Below are 18,100 nucleotides of genomic sequence, written 5' to 3'. Positions count from 1 at the left end.
ACTGGAGCGGTCGGGGACGGACGGGAGAGGAGCGGGGCCCGTGCCCGCGGCACGGTCAGGAGGCCGACGGCAGCCAGCGGTACTGCAGTTCGGGGCGGCCGATCTGGCCGTACCGCGGACTGCGTTCGGCCCGCCCGGCGGACACCAGATGCTCCAGATAGCGGCGCGCCGTGATCCGGGAGATGCCGACGGCCGCGCCCGCCTCCGCCGCCGTCAACCCGCCCTCCGCCCCGCGCAGCGTCAGCGTCACCGCCTCCAGGGTCGGGCCGCTGAGCCCCTTGGGCAGGCCGATGCTCTGCGGCGTCGCGCGCAGCGCGGCCAATGCCCGATCCACCTCCTCCTGACCGCTGGCCTCGCCCGCCGCGGCACGGAACTCGGCGTACCGGGCGAGCCGGTCGCGCAGTGTGGCGAACGTGAACGGCTTCAGCACGTACTGCACCACCCCCAGGGACACGCCCTCGCGGACGACCCCCAGATCGCGGGCGGACGTGACGGCGATGACGTCCGCGTGATGTCCGCCCGCGCGCAGGGACCGTACGAGCCGCAGCCCGTGCCCGTCCGGCAGATAGAGGTCGAGGAGCAGCAGGTCGACGCGGGTGCGCTCCAGCGCGCGCACGGCCTCCGCGCGCGAATGCGCCACCCCGGCGACCTCGAAGCCGTCGACCCGGCGCACATAGAGCGCGTGCGCGTCTGCGGCCACGGGGTCGTCCTCGACGACGAGCACGCGCACCGGTCCGGCGGGGCGGGGAGCGGGGGCGGTCATACGCGTGCCCCCGCAACGGTCGTCGCGTCGCCGGGCGCGGGCTCCACGGTGGTCGTCCGGTCGCCGGGCGCGGGCTCCGGGGCGTGGAGGGGGAGCCGTACGGTGAACTCCGCCCCGCCGTCCGCCGACCTGGCGATCCCGACCGTGCCGTGGGCGCGGCGCACGGCCTGCCGCACCAGTGCGAGACCCAGCCCGCGGTCCGCGCCGCGGGTGGACCAGCCGCGCCGGAACACCTCCTCCGCATCCGCCGGATCGACACCGGTGCCGCTGTCCTCGACCCGCAGCAGCAGCGTCTGCCCGTCCTCCTCGACCCGCGCGGTCACGGTCACGACCGCCCGCCGACGTGCCGCGGGCATCGCGGGAAGGTCGCGCAGGCGTCGGCCGTCCTCGTCCGCGGCGCCCGGGGGCGCAGGCTCGTCGGGCCGAGCGGCTTGTGGCGGCCGCCCGTCGTCAGCCGTCGACCGGCCGGCCGCAGGCCGAGTCCGATCCCTCGAGGCCGCCGCCGGGCGCGGGCCCGCGCCCGGCCCCGTCCTGTCGGCGTGCTCCGCGTCAGCGAGGGCTGCGCGCACCGCAGGTACGTTCGCCTCTGCGCTGTCCGCTGCCGGCACGGGCATCCCAGGCAGGCGCGTCACGTGCTCCGTGTCCGGGCTGGCGGCCTCCGGGCCTGCCGTGTTCGGGCCTGCCTGGTCCGGGTCCGTCGTGTTTGGGCCTGCCGTGTTCGGGTCCGTCGTGTCCGGGTCTGCCTGGTCCGGGTCCGGGTCCGCGGCCTCCGGGGCCGGGGCTGCCGGGTGTACGTCCGCCGCCTCCGAGGCCGCGTCCACCGCGTTGTCGATCAGGTTGCCGAGGATCGTCACCACGTCGCGCGCCGGGAGGGACGCGGGCAGCACACCGTCGTCGATGCGGCTGTCGTCCGCCAGCACCAGCTCCACGCCGCGCTCGTTCGCCTGCGCCGCCTTTCCCAGCAGCAGCGCCGCGAGCACCGGTTCGCCGACCGCGCCGACCACCCGGTCCGTCAGCACCTGCGCCAGCTCCAGCTCCGCCGTCGCGAACTCGACCGCCTCGCCGACCCGCCCCAGCTCGATCAGCGAGACCACCGTATGCAGCCGGTTGGCCGCCTCATGGGCCTGGGAACGCAGCGCCTGGGAGAAGCCGCGTTCGGAGTCCAGCTCCCCGGAGAGCGCCTGCAGTTCGGTGTGGTCCCGCAGTGTGACCACGGTGCCGCGCCGCTCGCCGCCGACCACCGGACGGGTGGAGACCACCACCACCCGGTCCGCCGTCGGATGCACCTCGTCCACCCGGGGCTCGGACGCCAGCAGCGCCCCCGTCAGCGGCGCGGGCAGGCCGAGCTCCGCCACGGGCCGCCCCACCGCGTCCTCGCCGAGCCCCAGCAGCTCCCGTGCGCCGTCGTTGATCAGGGCGATCCGCCGCTGTCCGTCGAGCATCACCAGCCCCTCGCGCACCGCGTGGAGGGCCGCCTCGTGGTAGTCGTGCATCCGGCTCAGCTCGGCCGCGTTCATCCCGTGCGTATGCCGCCGCAGCCGGGCGTTGACGACATAAGTGCCCACCGCGCCGAGAGCCAGCGCCCCGCCCGCGACCGCCAGCAGCGCGGTGAGCTGCTCCCGAGCCTGCTCGCTGATCGCCCGGACCGTGATGCCCGCGCTGACGACGCCGACGACCGCACCATCCGTTCCGCGTGTTCCGCCCGCGCCATCCGTCCCGCCCGCGCTATCCGTCCCGCCCGTTCCATGCGTCCCGCCCGTTCCGTCCCTTCCGTTGGCGACGTCCGTTCCGTACACCGGGGCCACTGTCCGCACCGACCGTCCGAGCGTGCCGGTGTAGCTCTCGCTGTAGACCTCGCCGCGCAGCGCCGGGCCGATGTGCCCCAGATACGTACGGCCGATCTCCCCGGCCGCCGGGTGCGTCCAGCGCGTGCCGTCCGGCGCCATGATCACCACAAAGTCCACTCCGGAGTCGCGGCGCACGCCCTCCGCGTACGGCTGGAGTACGGACGAGGGGTCGGCCAGCCGGGCCGCCGCGGCGACCGACGGCGAGCGCGCGACCGCCGTCGCGGTCGCCGTGGCCTGGCGGCGTGCCGCCTCCTCGGCCTGGTCCCGGTCGGTGACGTACGCGAAGAGCGCGCAGCCCGCGACGATCACCGTCACCAGCACCGCCTGCATGGCGAAGAGCTGCCCGGCGAGGCTTCGGGGCCGAGGTATGCGCATGGGGCAAGTGTGCCCGGCCGGTTCCGCATGACCGACTCGCACGACGGATTCGCATGAACGAAAAGAACACAACGGTGACCGGCGTCACAGCCTGATGGATAGTCGCGGGGATCCATCGGGACATGGACACGCAATCACCCCAGGAGGCACCCCGTGGGAGCTGTGACAACGCCGTCGCGAACCGCAAGACGGGACCGTACCCACTACCTCTACATCGCCGTCATCGCCGCCGTTCTGCTCGGCATCGCGGTCGGCTTCGCCGCGCCCGGCGTGGCCGTCGAGCTCAAGCCGATCGGCAAGGGCTTCGTCAATCTGATCAAGATGATGATCTCCCCGGTCATCTTCTGCACCATCGTGCTGGGCATCGGCTCGGTCCGCAAGGCGGCGAAGGTCGGCGCGGTCGGCGGACTGGCCCTCGGCTACTTCCTCGTCATGTCGACGGTGGCGCTCGGCATCGGCCTGCTGGTCGGCAATGTGCTGGAGCCCGGCGCGGGACTCCATGTGACCGAGGCGGCGCGCGCGGCGGGCGAGCAGCAGGCGGCGGGTGCGAGCGAAAGCACCGTGGACTTCCTCCTCGGCATCATCCCCACCACCCTGGTCTCCGCCTTCACCGAGGGCGAGGTGCTGCAGACGCTGCTGGTCGCGCTGCTCGCCGGTTTCGCGCTCCAGGCGATGGGGGCTGCGGGCGAGCCCGTGCTGCGCGGCATCGGCCACATCCAGCGGCTTGTCTTCCGCATCCTCGCCATGATCATGTGGGTGGCGCCGGTCGGCGCGTTCGGTGCGATCGCGGCCGTCGTCGGCGAGACCGGCCTCGATGCGCTGAAGTCCCTCGCGGTCATCATGATCGGCTTCTATCTCACCTGCGCGGTCTTCGTCTTCGTGGTGCTCGGGGCGCTGCTGCGGCTGGTCGCCGGGGTGAACCTGTTCTCTCTGCTGCGCTATCTGGGGCGGGAGTTCCTGCTGATCCTGTCCACGTCGTCGTCCGAGTCGGCGCTGCCGCGGCTTATCGCGAAGATGGAGCACATGGGTGTGAGCAAGCCGGTCGTCGGCATCACCGTGCCCACCGGCTACTCCTTCAACCTCGACGGCACGGCGATCTATCTGACGATGGCCTCCCTGTTCATCGCCAATGCGATGGGCGACCCGCTGTCCGCGTCCGAGCAGATCTCGCTGCTGGTCTTCATGGTCATCGCTTCCAAGGGCGCGGCGGGCGTGACGGGAGCGGGCCTTGCGACACTCGCCGGCGGGCTGCAGTCGCACCGGCCGGAACTGGTCGACGGCGTGGGGCTGATCGTCGGCATCGACCGCTTCATGAGCGAGGCGCGGGCGCTGACGAACTTCGCGGGCAACGCCGTGGCCACGGTGCTCGTCGGCACCTGGACGAAGGAGTTCGACAAGGAGCGGGCGGCGGACGTCCTGGCGGGGCGGGCGCCTTTCGACGAGAAGACGCTGATGGATGACGGCCACGGCGGCCACGGCGGCCACGGTGGCGATGACGGCCATGGCGGCCCGGCTGCGGAAGTGGGGGAGGGGGAGGTTCCGCAGTCGCGGGATGCGGAGCCCGCCCCCGCGAAGGTCTAGAACGGACTTCCCCGCACCCCGGACGTACCGCCGGTAACCGGAACGTGTCATCGTATGGGTCGGCCCTGTCATGGCATGCACATTGCGAAGCACGGGAAGGGACGGCCCCATGTGGCGCAGGACGCGTCTTCCGGCACTGCTCGCGCTCACTCTCACGCTCGCCCTCGGCTCGGTGACCGCCTCGGCCTCGACGGCCGCGGACGGATCGGCGGCCGGGGGCGGGCTGCGCGACGTCGTCATCGTCGGCAACAGCGCCGACGGCACCGTCAGCTTCATCGACGCACACACCTATGAGAACCTCGGCTCGCTCGACGTGATCCCCGACCTCGACGAGGTGCTGGACGGGATGGACCCGATCCGGCGCGCCGCGTACGAGATCGTCAAACAACAGGCGGGCGGCGACAAGTTCGTCGACGACGCCCATCTCTCGCCCGACGGCGCCACGCTGTATGTATCCCGAGGCAACCTGGGCGACGCGGCGGCGTACGACGTCGCCGGCGGCCGACAGCTCTGGCGCACCCACCTCGACGGCTTCAAGGCCGACCATGCGGCGCTCTCCCCGGACGGCCGGACCTTCGTCGTCTCGGCCATCACCGCCGCCAAGTCCCAGACGCTGGACACGGCGACCGGCCGGATCACCGGCGCGTTCCCGACCGGCACCTACCCGCACGAGAACATCTACTCCGCGGATGGCTCCCTCATCTACAACATGTCCATCGGCATCACCTCACTCCCCAAGGCCCTCAACTTCCTCAAGGGCGCCAAAGAGGTGACGGTCGCGGACGCGCGCACGCTTGAGGTGGTCCGCACCTACCGCTTCGACCACGGAGTCCGCCCGTCCGTGATCACCCCGGACGGGAAGACGATGTACGCCCAGCTGTCGTACCTCAACGGCTTCGTCGAGTACGACCTGGAGCGCGGGCGCACGGTCCGCACGGTCCGGATGCCCTTCAGCGAGGCGGGCGCACAGCTCAAGCCGGACGACTACCCGCAGAACTCGGCGCACCACGGCATGGCCGTGAACGCGGCGGGCGACAAGCTGTGCATGGCGGGCACCATCGACGACTACACGGCGATCGTCTCCCGCCCCTCCCTGACGACGGACGGCTTTGTGCACTACCCCGAGGGCTCGCTGCCGTACTGGTCGGTCACCGGCCCCGACGGCCGGCACTGCTTTGTGACGCTGTCCAACCGCGACGAGGTGTCCGTGGTCGACTACACGACGGCCAAGGAGGTCGCCCGGATCGAGGTCGGCGACTTCCCGCAGCGTGAACGCGCGGGCAGGCTCGCGGAGGCGGCCTTGGACGGGCTGAGCGCGGACCGCTGATCTCGTCCCCTCGTCCCCTCGCCGCCGGGGGCGAGGCGGGCCGCGCCCCCGGCCGGTGATGTGCGGACCGCGCCCCCGGCCCGTCGAGTGCGGCCGCTCAGGTGCCTCAGGGCGTGCCCCTCGGGCGCCTCAGGGCGTGCCCCTCAGCCGAAGGGGATGCGGACGTACGACTGGTTGCCGGTCCCGAGCGTGCTCGGCGCGTTGCCGATCGCGCTCCAGACCTCGATCCGCACCCGGCCGCCCGCCAGATCGCCGTGCGAGCCGGTGGCGGACTTCAGCCCGCGCGCCTGCGTGTAGTGCTCGTAGCCCGGCACCGGATCGGTGGCGAAGTAGTGGTACGTCTCGGTCCGGTCCCAGGTCCCGTCGCCCGTGCGGTCGTAACTCACCCTGATCTGCTGGCCGTTGGCCACCACCGACCCCGCGTCCAGGAACAGATCGAACTCCGTCGAGCCGCCGTTGTACGCGCGGGTGATCCCGGAGGCCGTGAACACCTGGGGACTGTGCGGACTGCCGTCGTGGTTCGCCCCGTCCGCGGAGGCGAGGCTCACCGTCGAGCCGGAGCCCGCCGCATCGCCGGCCGCGCCCCCGGAGTGCAGATACAGCTGGGACGATCCCCCGGGCGGCGGGGTGGTGCCGCCTCCGCCCCTGGTCCATACGGCGACATAGTCCACGAGCATCGCATGGCCGGGGACCGTCGCCGCCGTGGGCGTGCTGCCGCCCAGCGCGTCCGGGAACGCACCGCCGATCGCGACGTTGAGCAGGATGAAGTAGCCCGCGTGGTCCGTCATGTTCGCCCATGTCGTGGCGTCGAACCGGCTCTGGTCGAGGCTGTGGTAGAGCTGTCCGTCCACATACCAGCGCAGTTCGTTGGGGGAGACGGACCGGTCCCATTCGAAGCGGTATGTGTGGAACGCCGACTGGCAGCTCGCCCCGGGGCAGACCCGGCTGGCGCCGAGCCCGCTGGTCTCGTTGCACGGCCCGCCGGGGTTGACGCCGCAGTGCAGCACGCCCCAGACCGAGTTGATGCCGTTGACGTTCTCCATGATGTCGAACTCGCCGATGGACGGCCAGTTCCAGTAGTCGCCCCGGTACGGGGAGCCCAGCGCCCAGAAGGCCGGCCAGTAGCCGAGGGCGGCGTCCCCGGTCACGTTCGGCATCCGTATCCGGCCCTCGATGCGCAGTGCGCCGCCCGCGGGCGCCTTGAAGTCCGCCCGCCGCGTCTCGATCCGCGCCGAGGTCCAGTTGCCCGCCCCGTCCCGGAGCGGGGTGATGCGCAGATGGCCGTTTCCGTCCTGGCTGATGTTGTCGGGGCTGGCGGTGTAGTTCTGGACCTCGCCCGTGCCCCAGTTGGCGGGCCCTCCCGGATAGGAGTGGCCGGTGTCGATCTGCCAGTCGGCGGACGACGGGAGCGACCCGTTCGCCCCGTTGAAGTCGTCGCTCCACTGCTGGGTCCACCCGGGCGCGGGCGGCGGCACGTCCCCACGCGCGGTCCCGGCCCCGCCGCCGAAGGCGGCGATGCCGGCGAGGACGACGGCCAGGACGGCCAGCAGGGAGACGGCGGGCGCGCGGCGCAGGGTGTGGTGCCTGCTTGCGATGCGGCTCGTACTCAAGGAACACCTCCGGACGGATGGTGCTGAGACGGGGGTTGAGGTGGGAGGTTGAGGTGGGGGTTGAGAGCGCTCTCACTGTTTTCTAGATGGAGGTAGAACGCCCGTCAATCCCTATGCGGTGTTAACTACTTGAACGGCATCCCGGCTGTCGGCAGGCGCAGTCGCGGTATTCGCCTGCCGACGTCGTGCCCGGTTTGGGAGACTGCTCGCCATGTTGCACTCCCGTCATGCTGCGTGCGTCCTTGTGTCCCTGTGCGCCGGGGCGGTGGCACTGGTCGGCTGTTCCGGTCCGTCGGGCACTCCGAAGGGCACGTCGTCCGGCGACGCCGGCCGCGGTGCTGCCGCGGACGCCGCCGGCGCGGCTGGCGGCAGCCGGTCGGTCGTGACCTTCGCCGCTCGGCCGCCGGCGACCGCCGATGCCGTGCGGAAGACCGTGGAGCGGCTCCGGCAGCGTGCCGACGCACTGGGGATGGCCGGTGTGAGGGTTGCGGCGGAGGGCGATTCCATCACCGTCGCCGGTCCCAGCTCCGACGAGGAACGCATGAAGCACCTGGGCGACGCCGGAGAGCTCCACTTCCGACCGGTGCTGGCGGCGGCCCCCGGGGCTACCCTCCCCGCCGGCCGCTCTGCCGGCCGCCCCGCCGTTCCCTCGGCCAGCCCCTCCGCCGTTCCCTCCGCCGTTCCCAACGCCGGTCCTTCCGCGAACACGTCGGAGCCCGGCGCCGCGCTTCAGGCGGAGTTCGCCGCGCTGGACTGCTCCGGCCGCACGCGCACCGATGCCGGTCGGCGCGACGCAGGCCGGCGCGCGGACTCACAGGAACCCATCACCGCCTGCGGCGCAGCAGGCGAGACGCCGGGCCCGCCCGAGAAGTATCTGCTGGGGCCGGCCGCCCTGGACGGCTCCGGCATCAGCTCTGCCGAAGCCGTCCTGGACGCCCAGTTCGGGGGCTGGATCGTCCAGTTGGACTTCAACGCCGAGGGCACACGGAAGTTCGCCGACATCACCGGAGACCTCGCCGTCCGCACCGCGCCACAGAACCGGTTCGCCATCGTCCTCGACGGCGAGGTCGTCTCCGCGCCCGCGGTCACCCAGAGACTCCCCGGCGGCAAAGCCCAGATCTCCGGGAAGTTCACACGCGGGTCCGCCGAAGAGCTCGCCGCCACCCTCAATTCCGGTTCACTGCCGACCGAGTTGGAGATCACCAGCCTCACCCAGGTGACCAAGCCATAGGCCGGCCGTACCGGACCCGGTTCCCGCGCGACGGGAGTTCCATCCGGGGCAGCGGGGCGGCCCCGCGAGCGGGCAGCGGCGGCAGCGGCGGCATGATGGGCATTCGCACCGCCGCCAGGCCACGTACCGACAGGAGCCCCCGAACCATGGTCGACCGCGCCCGCCCCGCCCTTCGCCGACCGCTCACGGCGTTGATCGTCTGCGGTGTGCTCGCCTGGGCGGTGGGCGCATGCTCCCCGTCCGAAGGCGAGGACGCCGAAGTGACGGACCGGCCGTCCTCCGCCGCGCCGGCCGGTGCCGGGACCCCGGCCGGCGCCGCGAAGCCGACGGCGGGCGGCACCCCCACGCCGACCACAGCCGGAACCGCTGCGCCGTCCCCCGCCGGCACCCCAAACCCGACCGCGTCCGCCACCCCGGCCCGCACCCCGGCCGGCGCGGGCAAGGTGGCCATGCCCGAGCCGGGCATCGCCTTCGACTACCAGATCGGCGGCGCCTACGCACCGCCGCCCGGTGTACGCGCGGTCTCCCGCGACCGCGCCGCGAAGCCGGCGCCCGGGCTGTACAACATCTGCTACGTCAACGCCTTCCAGGCCCAGCCGGACGCCACCGGCTGGTGGCGGGAGCACCACCCCGACCTGCTGCTCCGCGACGCCGCGGGCGCGCTTGTCATCGACGGCGACTGGGACGAGGCGCTGCTCGACATCTCGACGCCCGCCAAGCGCGAGCGGCTCGCCGAGGTCGTGGGGGAGTGGATCGACGGCTGCGCCACGGCCGGCTACCAGGCCGTCGAGGCCGACAACCTCGACTCGCACGAGCGGTCCAAGGGGCTCCTCACCGCCGAGGACGACCTCGCCTTCGGCAAGCTGCTCGTCTCCCGGGCCCATGCGGCCGGTCTGGCGATCGGCCAGAAGAACGCCGCCGAACTGGCAGGCCGCGGACGGAGCATCGGATTCGACTTCGCGGTCGCCGAGGAGTGCGGACAGTACGACGAATGCGGCGCCTACGCGGACGCCTTCGACAACCGGGTCTTCGTCATCGAGTACCAGGCGGAGGGCCTCGCCGCCGCCTGCGAGACCTGGGGCGACACACTCTCGGTGGTCCTGCGCGACCTGGACGTCGCTCCGGCCGGGGAAGCCGCGCACGTCCGCCGCACCTGCTGATCCCGCCCGTCGCGGCGGCGCAGCGCCCCCGGGACTCGGCGCGCCCCCGGGACTCCGCACGCCCCCGCTCCGGGGCACGCCGCCGCTCCGGGGCGCGTCGCCCCGGCCCGCGTTGCCTTGACGCCGGCGTCAATGTCTAACGTCGGCGGCATGCGCATCGGCGAGCTGGCGAAGCGGGCGGGCACGACCACACGGGCCCTGCGGTACTACGAGGCACGCGGGCTGCTGCCCGCACGGCGGGACGGCAACGGGCACCGGACCTACGACGAGAGTGACCTGCGGCTGCTCCGGCAGATCAGAACCCTCCAGGACTTCGGGTTCGGGCTGGAGGAGACGCGCCCCTTCGTCGAGTGTCTGCGGGCGGGTCATCCCGCCGGAGACTCGTGTCCGGCGTCGCTCGCCGTGTACCGGGCCAAGCTCGATGAGCTGGACGGACTGATCGGCCAGCTGCGGTCGGTGCGCGAACAGGTGGCCGCCCAGTTGGCGCGGGCCGAGGAAGCGCGGGCCGTGCTGGCGGCCGGGGCGGAAGTTCCGGGAGGGCCGGAGCCCGTATGCGAGATGACTTATGGAGGGGTTTTCGAATGATTCGAGCCGAGGGCGTCGCCGTCGTCACGGACGCGGACTTCGACGCGGAGGTACGGGGGGCCGACCTGCCCGTGCTTGTGGAGTTCACAGCCGACTGGTGCGGGCCGTGTCGTCAGCTCGCACCCGTGCTGAGTGCCGTGGCGCAGGAGGAGGCCGGACGGCTCAAGGTCGTACAGCTCGACACGGATGCGAATCCGGAGACGATGACGCGCTATGGCGTGCTGTCGGCGCCGACGCTGATGGTGTTCCGCGACGGCGAGCCCGTGTGGTCGAGGGTCGGCGCACGGCCCAGGAGGCGGCTGATGGAGGAACTCGCCGAGGTGATCTGACCGCGCCCTGAAGTGCCGTACACGGAAAAACCCCGGCTCCGCATTGGCGGCCGGGGTCTTTCTCTGGGTATATTGAGTGGTTCCGTTTTGTGCGTGAAAAGCAATACGGTTAACCAACTCCCCACAATATACCGCGTCAGGAGCTGAATTGTCAAACGACGAATTGCATCAGGAACAGCAATTCATCTCCCTGCTCCACGAGCGTCTCGACACGCTGCGCGAGCAGGCCGAATCCGCCCTCCGACAGGCCGTTGCGCAGGTCGGGACGGGGCGGCAGGCACGCGTCGAGCGGGATGTCGTCGCCGCGGAGCACTCCGCGAGATTCGCCTCGCTGAACGTCGCGGACACCGGTCTCTGCTTCGGACGCATCGATCACCGTGACGGACGCACCCACCACATCGGGCGCATCGGCATCCGCGCCGACGACAGCGAACGGACACCCCTGCTGATCGACTGGCGTGCACCCGTGGCGCGGCCCTTCTATCTCGCCACCGGCTATGAGCCGCTGGGACTGCGCCGCCGCCGGCACATCACCACCGAGGGGCGGACCGTCACCGGACTCCATGACGAGATCCTCGACCTCGACGACGACACACGCACCGGATACGAGTCCCGCGACGCCGACGAAGTGCTGCTCGCCGCGCTGAACTCCGCCCGCACCGGGCGCATGGCCGACATCGTGCAGACCATCCAGGCCGAACAGGACCGCATCATCCGCGCCCCGCACCACGGCGTGCTGGTCGTCGAGGGCGGGCCCGGCACCGGGAAGACCGCGGTGGCGCTGCACCGGGCCGCGTATCTGCTGTACGCGCACCGCGAGCAGCTCGCCAAGCGCGCCGTGCTGATCGTCGGGCCCAACCCGGCCTTCCTCGGCTACATCGGCGAAGTGCTGCCCTCGCTCGGCGAGACGGGCGTGCTGCTGGCGACGGTGGGCGAACTCTTCCCCGGGGTACGCGCAGAGGGCGGCGACACCCAGTCGGCCGCGGAGGTCAAGGGACGCGCGGAGATGGCCGAAGCGCTGGCCGCGGCTGTACGAGACCGTCAGCAGGTGCCCGAGCGCGGCGCACCGCTGGTCGTCCCCCACGACGACGGCGATCTCGTCCTCGACTGGGACATGGCGCTCGAGGCCCGGCACAAGGCCCGCGAGACAAGGCTGCCGCACAACCTCGCCCGCCCGTACTTCGCCTTCCAGATCATCGACGCGCTGACCGAGCAACTCGCCGACCGCATCGGCGAGGACCCCTACGGCGGGCCCAACTTCCTCGGCCCCGACGACATCGCCCAGCTCGCGAAGGGCATCGCCGCCAGCAGCGAGGTACACGCCGCGATCGACGAGCTGTGGCCCCTGCTCAGCCCGCAGGACTTCCTCGCGGACTATCTCGCCGAACCGACGCATCTGCCCGACGCGGACGCGGAAACGATCAGGCGTGCCTCCGGTCCCTGGACGCCCGCCGATGTGCCGCTGCTCGACGAGGCCGCCGAACTCCTCGGCGCGGACGACTCCGCCGCCCGCGCCGCAGCGGAGGCCGAGCGACAGCGGCGGATCGCCTACGCCCAGGGCGTGCTGGACGTGTCCTACGCCTCCCGCACCTACGAGTTCGAGGACAAGGAGGAGCTCGACAAGGACGCGTCCGAGGTCCTCGCCGCACACGACGTCATCGACGCGGAGCGGATGGCCGACCGCCAGGAGGAGGCCGACACCCGCAGCGCCGCGGAGCGCGCAGCGGCCGACCGCACCTGGGCGTTCGGGCACATCATCGTGGACGAGGCGCAGGAGCTGTCCGCGATGGCCTGGCGGCTGCTGATGCGGCGTGCCCCGACCCGCTCCATGACCCTCGTCGGCGACCCGGCGCAGACCGGCGACGCGGCCGGCAGCAGCTCGTGGCAGCACATCCTCGGCCCATACGTAGAGGACCGCTGGGAGCTGGCCACGCTCGGCGTCAACTACCGGACCCCCACCGAGATCATGGACCTCGCGGCGGAGCTGAGGCGCGCCGCGGACCCCGGATTCGAGCCGCCGCGCTCGGTGCGGTCGACGGGCGTACGGCCCTGGGAGACGGCGGTCTCCCCGGACGAGCTGCCCCACGCCGTCGCCGAACGCGCCGCCGACGCCCCGCCCGAAGGCCGCCTCGCCGTGATCGCCCCGCCGGCCCTGCACCCGGGCCTGCGCGAGGCCCTGTCCGCCGCGCTGCCCGACGTCCCCTTCGAGGGCCCCGTCGACCTCACCCGCCCGGTCGTCCTGATCGACCCCCGCCAGGCGAAGGGCCTGGAGTTTGACACGGTGGTGGTCGTCGACCCGGACGGCATCCGCACGGCCGTCCCGCACGGCGAGAACGACCTTTATGTGGCGCTGACCAGGGCCACACAGCGGCTGGGGCTGGTCCGGGTGGACGCGAAGGGGTAGACGATCCGAGGGAGTCGCACTCGCCTGCACACCGCGGGAACGGGGCGAGGGGGCGCTCTGCTCCGTCCTAGCATGCGGCCATGGCGATGTTCGTCCACTTGACGTCGGCGGCGAACGCGCCGCGCATCCGGCGCTCCGGGATCCGCGCGGCCGGCCACGGCCCGGGCGGTGCGCGCGGCGTGTACTGCTTCCCGGTGCTGCCGTCGTACATCCGCTGGACGGTCCGCCGCCGCCCGCCAGGGTTCTGCTGGCCCGCCTCGCAGCGGCCGGCGACCCCGGGGACCCGGCCGTTCTGCTGGACGCGCTGCACTGGTTCGGCATGCGCCGCCGGGGCCCGCTCGCCGAACTGGCCCGCCTCGCGTCCCACCCCGACCCGAGGGTTCGGGAGGAGCTGGTGTGGGCCGTCGCCCGCTGGTCCACCCCCGGAGTCGCGGAACTGCTGGACGCCCTCGCCGACGACCCGCACCCGGATGTCTGGGAGGCGGTGGCGGAGGTCCGCGCGCCGTAGCCCGTGGCCGCGGGTGGAACGGAACGGGGTCTGAGTACGCCTGCTCAGTCCCCGTCCCCCGTCCGGTGTTTAGGATGACGTCCGGTATCTGATCAAAACTTCGGGGGGACGTCGGTGGCACTCGGCGCCAAGTGGGACGAGCCCGAGGAAGCCGAGCTTGGCTGAGCGACTCGCGCAAGTCCTGCCCGCTCTGCTGGCCTGCGCACTACTCACAGGATGCTCGGCCATGGACAAGAAGACCGCCGAGGCCGCCGACGGCGCCGAGATGACGGCGGCGACCGAGAGGGTCTCCAGCCGCATCTTCGAGATGATCGGACTGAGGGCGAGGACCACGCAGGCCCGGGCGAAGACGATGGGGTGCTCGGGCTATGAGCCCGAGGGCAGGGTGCACCAGACGAACCATCCCTGGAGCGTGTACGACGTCCCGTTCGCGGATCTGGAGACGGCGTTCGCGGCTATGCGTACGTCACTCCCCGAGAGCGGCTGGAAGATCACCTCGGACGGCCCGGACAAGAGCCGGGCGAAGTCCCCCACTCTGCGAGCGAACTCGCCCGACGGCGACTTCTCCGTGGAGCTGCAGCTGCTGAACCGCGAGAACCAGAAGCCCAAGGGCACCTCGCTGATCAACGTCACGGTCGTCTCCCGCTGCTTCGAGGACTCCTCGGCCTGAGGCTCCACCGGCAGGACCACGCTGCTGCGCCGCCCGAGCGACGAGCTGCGGGCGGCAGGAACACCACCCCGACCTGTGTCAGCGCCGCAGCACCCACCGCTGCACCGACTCCAGCGGCCCCGCCGAGAAGCGGCGCAGCCACAGGAACGAGCCCAGCAGCAGGACCGCGGACACCGCCGCCCACAGGCCCATCACCCACCACGGGTGCCACATGCCACCCAGCCGGGTGGCAAGACCCAGCCCGATGCCATACGCGACGAGGGCGCACAGCACGTTCTGAAGGACATACCCGGTCAAGGACATCCGCCCCAGCGAGGTGAGCGCGCCCATCAGCGGGCTGGGCCGCCGGACCCGATCGACCAAGGTGCCGATCAGCCCCGCGTATCCGATCGCGACCAGCGGAGCGGCCACGTACCGGCCCATCAGGAACCAGTCCGTGCCGCCGAGGGCGCACGCCACGTTGAGCGGTACACCCAGGCCAAGACCCCATGCCAGCATGCGCGCCCGGATGCGCCGCCCGGTCTCGCCCGCGTTGAACGCGCCCGACCTCAGCAGCCGAACGCCCAGCAGGAACAGAAACACCATCAGACCGAACGACAGCACCGGCTCGATACGCAGGGCGACGGCGTTCTCCAGGCGGAACCCGATCTGGTCTCCCCAACTGCCGTGCGCGTACAGGTCTGCGACCCGCGGCGGTATCCGGCCGTCCCCGTCTGTCGCGTCGTCCAGGGCAAGTGCCACCGTGAGCAGGCCCATCACGGTCAGGTGAAGCCCGATCGCCCACCCCATGACCCGGCGCCTGGTCCGCTCCGGGCGCGTCAGCAGCCAGGCTACGTAGAGCGCGGTCACCGCGTACCCCATGAGCACGTCGAATGCGAAGACCAGCACGAAGTGGACCGTGCCCTCGGCGAACAGGAACAGCGCCCGCCACCGGTACCGCCCCGGCCACGGCTGCCCGCGCCGCTCGGCCGCCCCGTACTGGATGGCGATCCCGGCGCCGAAGAGGATCGTCAGCAGCGAGAAGAACTTGCCGTCCGCGGCCAGCCGCAACACACTCTCGGCGACCTCGCCGAACGACCCGGAGGAGAAGCCTCCCCACACGCCGGCCTCCAGGACGCCCCCTTCGGCACCGGGACCGGTGAAGACCCACACGTTCGTCATCAGCGTGCCCAGGATCGCCACCCCCCGCAGCACGTCCAGCAGCGGCACTCGCTTCCCACCGACGGTGGTCACAGGCACGCCCGCACTCGTTGTCGTCATGCGCTTCATCGTCTGCGTGGCCGTGCCGCAGTTCGTCCTGACGGGGGACGAACCTCCGCTGCATCGAAGGATGTAGTCGGGGCGAGAACAGGGCTGAGAGCGTCGTTTTACGAGCATGATCCCGGCCGGACCGGCTTCCTCCGGACCGATTTTTGATCTAGCTCATCTATCGACCGGTGCATGAGCAAGATCGAAAATGGCGGCCCGGGGCCCTTCCGTCAGCGCCCGGCCGGAAGGTCGCCTCAGTGGCGGTGCATGCGGGTCGCGGTGGCGGGAGGGTGGTGCGTTGCCGCTCCCGCACGGCTACCCGCTGCGGGTCTGTCGGTCGATCATGGAGACCAGGGTCGAGACGAGTTCCTCGGCCGTGATGTGCCACTTGTCCGCGGACAGGTGCCCGCTGACCTCCATATCCGTGATCCCGTGCACACTGGTCAACAGCAGCGCTGCGTATCGACTGGTGTGCTGGGCGCCGACCAGATCGCCGACGATGGCGAAGAACTCGTCCTGGGCGCGGTCGCCCGCCTGCGTCGCCGCGTGGATCGCGGCCGGGTCGCCGGCCGGGGAGGCGAACATCAGCCGGTACAGGTGCGGCTGACGGCGGCCGATCGTCATCAGCGCGGAAAGGGCGCGGCGCAGCTTGTCGGCCGGGGGCGCCTGCGGATCGGTGCGCACGTCCTGTGCCTGATCCGCGAGCCGGTCCAGGGCTTCGGCTGCTACGGCGGTCAGCAGGCTGTCCTTGTCGGGGAAGTGCCGGTACGGCGCCCCGCGGGTGACCCCCGCGCGCGCCCCGACCTCGCGCAACGTCACCGCGCCCGGCCCGCCGCTGTCCAGCAGGTCGGCGGCCGCGTCCAGCAGGGCGCGTCGCGTTGCGGCGGCGGATTCCACTCGGCTGACCATGCCGATCACTATACAGTTGACACTGTCATCTGAGTGGTCCACTCTTGTTAAGGTGACAACGTCATCTGAAACTTCGCTGGAAAACCGCGGCTGCGTCGTCGTGACCGGAGCCTCGACCGGGATCGGCGCGGCGTCCGCCCGCGAGCTGGCCCGCCGGGGATTCCACGTCCTCGCCGGCGTCCGCCGCGACCAGGATGCCGACGCGCTCCGCGCCCCGGGCATCGAGCCGGTCATCCTCGACATCACCCGGCCCGACCACATCGCCGAGCTGGCCGCCCGCGCCGGCTCGCAGACAGGTGCGTTGCGGGCGTTGGTGAACAACGCCGCCATCTCCGTCAACGCCCCGGTCGAGGCCCTGCCGCTGGACGAGTGGCGCCGGCTGTACGAGGTCAACCTGTTCGGCCACGTCGCCGTCACCCAGGCACTGCTGCCCGCCCTGCTGCGCCACTGTGGCCGGGTGGTCAACATCAGCTCGGTCGGCGGGAAGGTCGCCATGGCCACCTTCGGCCCCTACGCGGGCACGAAGTTCGCCCTGGAGGCGGTCAGCGACGCGCTGCGCCGGGAAGTGACGCCGCTGGGCGTGCGGGTGGTGGTCGTCGAGCCCGGCGGGGTCCGCACCGAGATGGGCGACCGGGGCATCGCCACCACGAGCCGGCTGGCCGAGGCCATGTCACCGGAACAGCGGGATCGCTACGGGCCGCTGGTCCAGGCGGTCATCGCGCTGACCGCCGCGGGCACCGCGAGCGGAAAGACCGCCGACGATGCCGCCCGGGTGATCGCCAAGGCCGTGACCGCCAGGAAGCCCCGCACGCGCTACACCGTCGGTCGCGACGCGGCCGTACTCACCCGACTGTCGCGGGTACTGCCGGACCGGATGCTCGACCGCATCAGTGCGGCCGCCCTCCGCCCGCACTACCCGAAGACCACCACCCCGCAGGAAACCCACGTTCGAGCGAGCAGCGGCTGACCACGCGGGCCTGCCGCTGCCCAGGCCCTGATACGGCCCGTACGCTCCAGGCGCCCCGGGTGGGGAGAGAGACGGCCCCGCCCAGGGACGCCTGGCCGTGCATTTACCAGGTCCGCTCACCCCGGCGGGGCACTTCGCCGATACCCACGCCCGCTGTACACCGCCGCCTCTACCGTCCAGCCCGGATACCGGGTGCGGGGGTGACGGAAGGGGCTGAACAGGCACTGCTTCCCACCCCGTCTACCAGGCCATGCTGGAAGTCGGCAAAGCCCAGAAGACCATCTTCGTCGCCCGCTACCTGCGCGACCGCGACCTCCAGCGCGAGATCCAGGAAGGGCTGAACGTCGTCGAGGGCTGGAACGGCGCCAACGACATCATCTTCTTCGGCAAGAGCGGCGAACTGTCCAGCAACCGCCGCGACCAGCAAGAACCCTCCGTTCTTGCGCTCCATCTCCTGCAAACCGCGCTCGTCTTCGTGAACACCCTGATGATCCAGGACATGCTCGCCGACCCCGAATGGGCCGACGCGCTGACCGACGAGGACAAGCGGGCCCTGACCCCGCTGTTCTGGATGCACATCCAGCCC

At 71.7% G+C, this 18,100-nt stretch carries 16 protein-coding genes and 1 pseudogene; 11 read left to right on the top strand and 6 right to left on the bottom strand.

All coding sequences use genetic code 11. From position 1 onward, the window contains the following. Window positions 1–55 precede the first annotated feature (55 nt). Window positions 56–763, bottom strand: coding sequence for a response regulator (locus tag QCN29_RS00515; protein ID WP_279925426.1), 708 nt, complete (start codon window positions 761–763; stop codon window positions 56–58). Then, a complete protein-coding gene (locus QCN29_RS00510) occupies window positions 760–2,985 on the bottom strand; it encodes an ATP-binding protein (RefSeq protein WP_279925425.1) in 2,226 nt (741 codons plus the stop codon). Before QCN29_RS00510 ends, QCN29_RS00515 begins: the two co-directional genes overlap by 4 nt. Window positions 2,986–3,147: 162 nt before the next feature. Here QCN29_RS00510 and QCN29_RS00505 point away from each other — a divergent pair, with 162 nt between their 5' ends. Both QCN29_RS00505 and QCN29_RS00500 read left to right on the top strand, forming a co-directional pair. Beyond that, window positions 3,148–4,566, top strand: a complete 1,419-nt coding sequence (locus QCN29_RS00505) for a cation:dicarboxylate symporter family transporter (protein WP_279925651.1) — start codon at window positions 3,148–3,150, stop codon at window positions 4,564–4,566. 109 nt (window positions 4,567–4,675) lie between these two features. Then, a complete protein-coding gene (locus QCN29_RS00500; RefSeq protein ID WP_279925424.1) occupies window positions 4,676–5,893 on the top strand; it encodes a YncE family protein in 1,218 nt (405 codons plus the stop codon). 143 nt (window positions 5,894–6,036) lie between these two features. Here the strand turns inward: QCN29_RS00500 and QCN29_RS00495 are convergent, their stop codons facing one another. Further along, the gene (locus QCN29_RS00495; protein WP_279925423.1) at window positions 6,037–7,503 is read right to left on the bottom strand and encodes a glycoside hydrolase family 16 protein; all 1,467 of its coding nucleotides are present in this window, start codon (window positions 7,501–7,503) and stop codon (window positions 6,037–6,039) included. Window positions 7,504–7,714: 211 nt separating this feature from the next. Between QCN29_RS00495 and QCN29_RS00490 the strand changes: the two genes are divergently transcribed. From QCN29_RS00490 to QCN29_RS00470, 5 genes are all read left to right on the top strand, one after another. Continuing rightward, window positions 7,715–8,734 (top strand): preprotein translocase subunit SecD, encoded by a 1,020-nt coding sequence (locus QCN29_RS00490; RefSeq protein WP_279925422.1) that lies wholly within the window; start codon window positions 7,715–7,717, stop codon window positions 8,732–8,734. 146 nt (window positions 8,735–8,880) lie between these two features. Beyond that, the gene (locus QCN29_RS00485; protein WP_279925421.1) at window positions 8,881–9,894 is read left to right on the top strand and encodes an endo alpha-1,4 polygalactosaminidase; all 1,014 of its coding nucleotides are present in this window, start codon (window positions 8,881–8,883) and stop codon (window positions 9,892–9,894) included. 150 nt (window positions 9,895–10,044) lie between these two features. Then, window positions 10,045–10,479 (top strand): MerR family transcriptional regulator, encoded by a 435-nt coding sequence (locus tag QCN29_RS00480; RefSeq protein ID WP_279925420.1) that lies wholly within the window; start codon window positions 10,045–10,047, stop codon window positions 10,477–10,479. Next, the gene (trxA, locus tag QCN29_RS00475) at window positions 10,476–10,808 is read left to right on the top strand and encodes a thioredoxin (protein ID WP_279925419.1); all 333 of its coding nucleotides are present in this window, start codon (window positions 10,476–10,478) and stop codon (window positions 10,806–10,808) included. The genes QCN29_RS00480 and trxA overlap by 4 nt, the downstream gene beginning before the upstream one ends. 148 nt (window positions 10,809–10,956) lie before the next feature. Continuing rightward, window positions 10,957–13,212, top strand: a complete 2,256-nt coding sequence (locus tag QCN29_RS00470) for a HelD family protein (protein WP_279925418.1) — start codon at window positions 10,957–10,959, stop codon at window positions 13,210–13,212. A 67-nt stretch (window positions 13,213–13,279) separates the two neighbouring features. Here QCN29_RS00470 and QCN29_RS00465 read toward each other — a convergent pair whose 3' ends face one another. Then, the gene (locus QCN29_RS00465) at window positions 13,280–13,522 is read right to left on the bottom strand and encodes a hypothetical protein (RefSeq protein ID WP_279925417.1); all 243 of its coding nucleotides are present in this window, start codon (window positions 13,520–13,522) and stop codon (window positions 13,280–13,282) included. Between QCN29_RS00465 and QCN29_RS00460 the strand changes: the two genes are divergently transcribed. Together QCN29_RS00460 and QCN29_RS00455 are read left to right on the top strand one after the other, a co-directional pair. After that, window positions 13,427–13,720 (top strand): HEAT repeat domain-containing protein, encoded by a 294-nt coding sequence (locus QCN29_RS00460; RefSeq protein WP_318036682.1) that lies wholly within the window; start codon window positions 13,427–13,429, stop codon window positions 13,718–13,720. The genes QCN29_RS00465 and QCN29_RS00460 overlap by 96 nt on opposite strands. Before the next feature lie 226 nt (window positions 13,721–13,946). Further along, window positions 13,947–14,390: a hypothetical protein gene (locus QCN29_RS00455; RefSeq protein WP_279925416.1), complete on the top strand. Its 444-nt coding sequence runs from the start codon at window positions 13,947–13,949 to the stop codon at window positions 14,388–14,390. Between the two features lie 78 nt (window positions 14,391–14,468). Here QCN29_RS00455 and QCN29_RS00450 read toward each other — a convergent pair whose 3' ends face one another. Together QCN29_RS00450 and QCN29_RS00445 are read right to left on the bottom strand one after the other, a co-directional pair. Continuing rightward, complete coding sequence (locus tag QCN29_RS00450) at window positions 14,469–15,650, bottom strand: DUF418 domain-containing protein (RefSeq protein WP_279925414.1); 1,182 nt, start codon at window positions 15,648–15,650, stop codon at window positions 14,469–14,471. Window positions 15,651–15,953: 303 nt separating this feature from the next. Continuing rightward, on the bottom strand, window positions 15,954–16,547 hold the full coding sequence (locus tag QCN29_RS00445) for a TetR/AcrR family transcriptional regulator (protein ID WP_279925413.1): 594 nt from the start codon (window positions 16,545–16,547) through the stop codon (window positions 15,954–15,956). A 100-nt stretch (window positions 16,548–16,647) separates the two neighbouring features. On the opposite strand from QCN29_RS00445, the gene QCN29_RS00440 reads away from it, so the two are divergent. Further along, window positions 16,648–17,514: an SDR family oxidoreductase gene (locus tag QCN29_RS00440; RefSeq protein ID WP_279925412.1), complete on the top strand. Its 867-nt coding sequence runs from the start codon at window positions 16,648–16,650 to the stop codon at window positions 17,512–17,514. A gap of 250 nt (window positions 17,515–17,764) precedes the next feature. After that, window positions 17,765–18,049: pseudogene (locus QCN29_RS36995) on the top strand (Tn3 family transposase); the annotation flags it as partial. Window positions 18,050–18,100: the final 51 nt, after the last annotated feature.

The sequence above is a fragment of the Streptomyces chengmaiensis genome (assembly GCF_029846775.1).
In the GTDB taxonomy this organism is placed as follows: Bacteria; Actinomycetota; Actinomycetes; order Streptomycetales; family Streptomycetaceae; genus Streptomyces; species Streptomyces chengmaiensis.
Note: the sequence above shows the minus strand (reverse complement) of the source record. Positions and strands in the feature narration are given on the sequence as shown.